7 protein-coding genes are annotated in these 4,965 nt (G+C 48.9%); 5 read left to right on the forward strand and 2 right to left on the reverse strand.

What is annotated here, in order from left to right; genetic code table 11:
• Positions 1-73: 73 nt before the first annotated feature.
• Complete coding sequence (locus ACTNC3_RS11115; RefSeq protein ID WP_002575858.1) at positions 74-874, reverse strand: helix-turn-helix domain-containing protein; 801 nt, start codon at positions 872-874, stop codon at positions 74-76.
• Positions 875-952: 78 nt separating this feature from the next.
• Positions 953-1,096 (reverse strand): hypothetical protein, encoded by a 144-nt coding sequence (locus ACTNC3_RS11120; protein ID WP_441036818.1) that lies wholly within the window; start codon positions 1,094-1,096, stop codon positions 953-955.
• 234 nt (positions 1,097-1,330) lie between these two features.
• Between ACTNC3_RS11120 and ACTNC3_RS11125 the strand changes: the two genes are divergently transcribed.
• The 5 genes from ACTNC3_RS11125 (at position 1,331) to ACTNC3_RS11145 (ending at position 4,614) form a co-directional block, all read left to right on the forward strand.
• Positions 1,331-1,693, forward strand: a complete 363-nt coding sequence (locus ACTNC3_RS11125; protein ID WP_002584990.1) for a hypothetical protein — start codon at positions 1,331-1,333, stop codon at positions 1,691-1,693.
• Between the two features lie 210 nt (positions 1,694-1,903).
• Entirely contained in the window at positions 1,904-3,085 is a 1,182-nt protein-coding gene (locus ACTNC3_RS11130; protein WP_441227466.1) for a YodL domain-containing protein, read from the forward strand.
• A gap of 61 nt (positions 3,086-3,146) precedes the next feature.
• Positions 3,147-4,043, forward strand: coding sequence for a hypothetical protein (locus ACTNC3_RS11135; protein ID WP_414600698.1), 897 nt, complete (start codon positions 3,147-3,149; stop codon positions 4,041-4,043).
• Positions 4,040-4,252 (forward strand): transposon-transfer assisting family protein, encoded by a 213-nt coding sequence (locus ACTNC3_RS11140; RefSeq protein ID WP_441227467.1) that lies wholly within the window; start codon positions 4,040-4,042, stop codon positions 4,250-4,252. Before ACTNC3_RS11135 ends, ACTNC3_RS11140 begins: the two co-directional genes overlap by 4 nt.
• On the forward strand, positions 4,249-4,614 hold the full coding sequence (locus ACTNC3_RS11145) for a cysteine-rich VLP domain-containing protein (protein ID WP_033120025.1): 366 nt from the start codon (positions 4,249-4,251) through the stop codon (positions 4,612-4,614). The genes ACTNC3_RS11140 and ACTNC3_RS11145 overlap by 4 nt, the downstream gene beginning before the upstream one ends.
• Positions 4,615-4,965 lie beyond the last annotated feature (351 nt).

Raw genomic sequence — 4,965 nt, forward strand, 5'->3', positions numbered from 1 at the left:
CACCTTTTTCTATTACTAAACAAAATGCCTGGATGGTGGTTCTGAAAAACCAGAACCGCCGTTCAGGCATTTTTTATCTTCGTCCTCTCTGCGGTTTTGGATTCTTCAGCAAGTCGGATTTTTCCGCAATCTTTTTCAGCCACTTCCGTTCTTCTACTGACAGCTTCCTAAAATTCAGCTTGAGCCGTTTGCAGATAAACGCCAAGTACGCTTGTTCCGTGTCGCTGTCCTGGCTGACGATTTCACCAGCAGTTTCCAGCATTTCTTTTAGCGGGTTATCCTCTGGGACGCTGAAAAAATCGTCCTTGTGTGTTTCCCGCAGAGCAAGGGCAATCCCGTTTATGTCCCGTTGTATCACATAGCGGCAAAACTCGTCCTCATCAATATGGGCGGTGATAAGCTGTCTTAACTGCGTATCACTCATGCCAGGATTATGCTTTTTTATAACAGTTGCGCTCATCGTGTCCACTATGGCGTTTGCACCCTGCGCCTGTTTCAGTGCCGTTCCGTTCACATAGATTTCAAGGTCAGCCATCAGCCGGGGGAAATCCGGGTGCGCCGCCAGCTCACACAGCAGGGTATTGTCTATCCTCCCGCTTTTCAGCAGGTCAATCATTTCATCACTCAAACGCAGGTCTGCAAGATCGGCGTTTGGGTGATTTTTCATTTCAGACAGCCCCAGCAGATAATCAGCGGTCACACCGTAAAACTTCGCCAGCCGGATAAGGGCATAGTGGCTGATGTCCTTGAAGTCTTCCGTTTCGTAACTGCCCAGCGCAGACTTGGAAAGCCCGGTCTGCTCCGCAAGCTGCCCCAGCGTCAAGCCACGCTCCACACGTAGGTCTTTTAATCGCTCTTGTATGGATAAAGACATATTCACCCTCCTTGCTAGCTCAACGAAAGAGAAGCCGTTATGCTATGTACTATGCTCATAGCATAACGGCATAGGCATTTACAGTTTTATTTTACCATTTGCTACATCTTCACGAAATTTATCAACAAGCTTCGCTGTCAGCTTGGATTTACCGTAGTGTTCAAGTACAAAAGTACGATAACTTTTTCCATCTACAAGCACATCACTTTTTCTGGTCAACAACCAATTTCCGTTACCTCCTCCCTGTTCTCTAATATTCCAGTCTTTCCCATATCTTTTATTGATTTGATAGACGGAAATCTTCTTATAAGCCCGCGCAAGTGTTTATAAAACCTCGCGAAAATGGCTTAAAATCAAGGTTTTCTGCATATCGTCATTTATCTTGCCATATCTCCGTATAAGATGATTTTGTAAGACCGGGCACCATTTTGGCACCACAAATTATAGGAGGACGACATGAAAAACGTACTTTTAGACAAGGGTATTATACTCCCGTCCGGCGAAATCAGCAAGGATAAGGTAAACCTTGTAACCGGAGCAATCACGCAGCCATTCGCAGAAATGGTATGGGTAACGACAGGCGGCGACATGGAAACCGTAAACCGCTTGACCGACGTACTTGTTACCATGAACACCCCCGCCGACCGGGGGAAGCTGTTCAAAATCATAAAAATGCTCTATGGGCTTATGGGCTTGCCCTTTTCCGAGGAAGCCGAGCCTATGGACGCAGACCCCGCCGTTTTGGAATACTTCATTTTTTCCTTTACGGCAGACTTTGGCGAAGTCATACAAGACCTCATAGCCGAAGAAGCAGAATAACGCACCGCACAGGCGGCGTTTCTCACTTCCCACAAGGAAGAACAGGAACGCCGCTTTTTTCATGCCCTTTGTTACGCAGTAGGCATGAAAAAGCCCTTGATTTACGCGGCTTTGCGGACGCGGTTTTCAGCGGATAAGGGATTGATACCTAAACCCTCAAAATCGCGTTTCTATTGCGTAACAGGTATGCAGCAAAGGAGTGATGAAGCTATGGCAGTTTTCAGAGTGGAGCGCAACAAGGGCTATACGGTTATGAGCAACCACCACTTACGCAATAAGGAGCTATCCCTAAAGGCAAAAGGGCTGTTATCGCAAATGCTGTCCTTGCCAGAGGATTGGGACTACACCCTTGCGGGGCTGTCCTTTATCAACCGGGAGAAAATCGACGCTATCCGGGAAGCCGTTAAGGAACTGGAACGCGCCGGGTATATCGTGCGTTCAAGGGAACGCGACGAGAAAGGACGCTTGCGCGGCGCAGATTATGTGATTTTTGAGCAGCCGCAGACCCCGCCTGTATCGGATTTACCTACATTGGAAAATCCAACATTGGATAATCCAACGTTGGAAAAACCTACGCAGAAAAAACCTACGTTGGAAAATCCAACGCAATTAAATAAAGATATACAAAAGCGTGGGGACGAAACGCGGGACTTCCGCTTTGAGCCTTACGACCGCCTGCAGGCGGCGGGGCTTAGTGTGGAAGCGGCGAACTATGACCTTATCTACACCGCACCCCTCACGCCGGATATGACCCTTGAAAGCATTTGGGAGAAATTCAATATCGACCACCCCAAAGACTTTAAGGGACACAGCCTTTCCGTTTCCGACGTGGTAGTGCTTCATCAGAACGGACAGGACACCGCCCACTATGTAGACAGCTTCGGCTATAAGAATGTGCCGGAGTTTTTACAGGAGCAAAAACAGCTTACCCCCGACGAGTTGGAAACAGGCGAAACAATCAAAACGCCGCGAGGTACTTTCTATGTAACCGATATGAGCCACGAACAAATGGAAGCCGCCGGATATGGCTTTCATCATCAATCCGATGACGGAAAATATTTCATCATGGGGAATGGAACGCGGGCGTTTGCCATTGCCGCAGAGCCGCCGGAAAACTACTTAAAAACAGCCGAGCAGACCACAGAACAGAATTACAACATGATTGACGGACAGATAAATAACACCCCGACGGTTGACGAACTGGAAGCAAAGGTTAAAGCAGGAGAAACTATTTCCCTTGTTGACCTGGCTAACGCGGTCAAAGCCGATAAGGAGCGTGGCAAGGCAAAGCCGGAAAAGAAGCCCTCTATCCGGGCGCAGCTTCTGGCAGATAAGGAAAAGGCACAGAAGAAACCCGCAAAGCAGAAGTCACAGGACTTGGAAAGGAGCTGAACGATTGGAGAAATTGAAAAAATTTGAAGATGTGGACGTTATCGCTTCCCTTGAAGCGATTATGAAGCAAAACACCGCTTTTTATCAGAGCGACTTTGATATAGATAAACGGATTTTACTGGAAGCGGCGGCAAGACCCGTCGCCGAGGATAAACGGCTCTTGTGGTTCTCCCGCCCGTCCGGGACTTGCTGCGTCCGGGAACGCGACGTTTTCCTAAAGGACACAAGGCAGCACAATACATGGAGATTCTACGGCGAACAGACCCGTGACAAAATCCTTGCCTATGCGGTGGAACTGACAGGCACAGAGCGCGGAAAGCTCAAAGGCAACCTCTATGAACTTGACTACCCGCAGCATTTCCGGGATGTAGCCGAAAAATCCATACTCGCCGACAACTATACTTTGATTTATGAGCATGGGGAACGCTCACAGCCCGCCGGACAGTATTTTGACGGGAACCCAGACCCGCAGCTTGGGAAGTTTGAACGCTTTGAAGCACAGCCCAACGACCTGGAAGCACTGAAAGCCTTGTTGCGGGAGCAGCAGCACAGCCGCAAGCAGCACAGGCCGGGGGACTTCAAGGAGCATATCGCCGCGTTGCATGACTGCCGGATTGAAACGGAAGCCCACCGCGTGGTGGAGGAAATGAAGAAATTCGATAAGCCGAACAGCCCGGACAAAAGCCATTTTTCCGCAGAGCTTTCCCCGTATTTTCTCCGGCTTGCAACGGATAAGGACATGGATCGCCTGTTTTCCATGCTGCCGTATAAGAGCCTTTCGTTCTCCGCTATGGAGGGCAAGCATGGCGTGTATGCGCTGATAAGCAAAGACGAGAACAGGGACAGGAGCATAAAGAAGCCCCGCCCCTCTCTTCGGGCGCAGCTTGAAGCAGACAAAGCAAAGACCACCCCGAAAAAGGCGGCGGCAAAATCGAAAAATCATGAAATGGAGGTATGAGCATGAATAGATTTACCGTTGAGGAAACAAACCTTATGAGCGTTTACAGCGAGGGCGGCAAGCGTGAGGTTATGGAAAACATCAACGCCGCCATGCCGTATATGGACGGAGATATGCGGGAATTGGCAAAGCGCACCCTTTCCAAAGTGGACGGGCTGACGGAAAACGAGTATGCGGAGCTTGCTATTTTCGCCGCTGATGAAGTATGACCGGGCTAAAGCGGCTTTCGCCGCCCCAAAGCCGGAAAGTCAACAGCCTTGTAAAACGGGAATGCTGCAACTGCGATAGCGGAAACTGCATTTTGCTTGACGACGGAGAGGAATGTGTCTGCCCGCAGCTTATTTCCTATTCGCTTCTTTGCAAATGGTTTCTGACTGCTGTACTTCCCATTGATAAGCTGCTCTACGCGGAGCTTTTCAAGACCGAGGATAAAAAGCGTTGTACCGAGTGCGGCGCGTTCTTTGCTTCAAAGTCGAACAGCGTCAAATACTGCCCGGACTGCCGGAAACGCATTACCCGTAGACAGGCAGCCGAGCGCATGAGAAAAAAGCGTACTCTTGTTACGCAGTAAGGGCAAAAACAGCCTGGATTTATATGGTTTTCCGAGCGTGAAAACCACTTAGGCGATACTTGATACCTTTTCCCCTTAAAATGGCGTTCTATTGCGTAACATTTCAAAACAGCACCCATAAGAAAACCGGGGCGCAGATAGTCTTTACCGACTGTCTGCGTCCCGGCTTTTTGTTGTTATAGGAGTTAAGTATTATAGTGTTTGTCAATCACTCTAAACAGTTTATATGCGCCATGTCCAATTGTTGTTGACTGCCTAGATTGACTCCGGGCTGATCTTCTTGCGTGTCATGAGATTGATCTGTATACTGTCATGAGATTAAAAAGAAAGAAGGTCCGGGGTACCCTCTTT

The sequence above is a fragment of the Oribacterium sp. HCP3S3_B9 genome (assembly GCF_052064255.1).
In the GTDB taxonomy this organism is placed as follows: domain Bacteria; phylum Bacillota; class Clostridia; order Lachnospirales; family Lachnospiraceae; genus Oribacterium.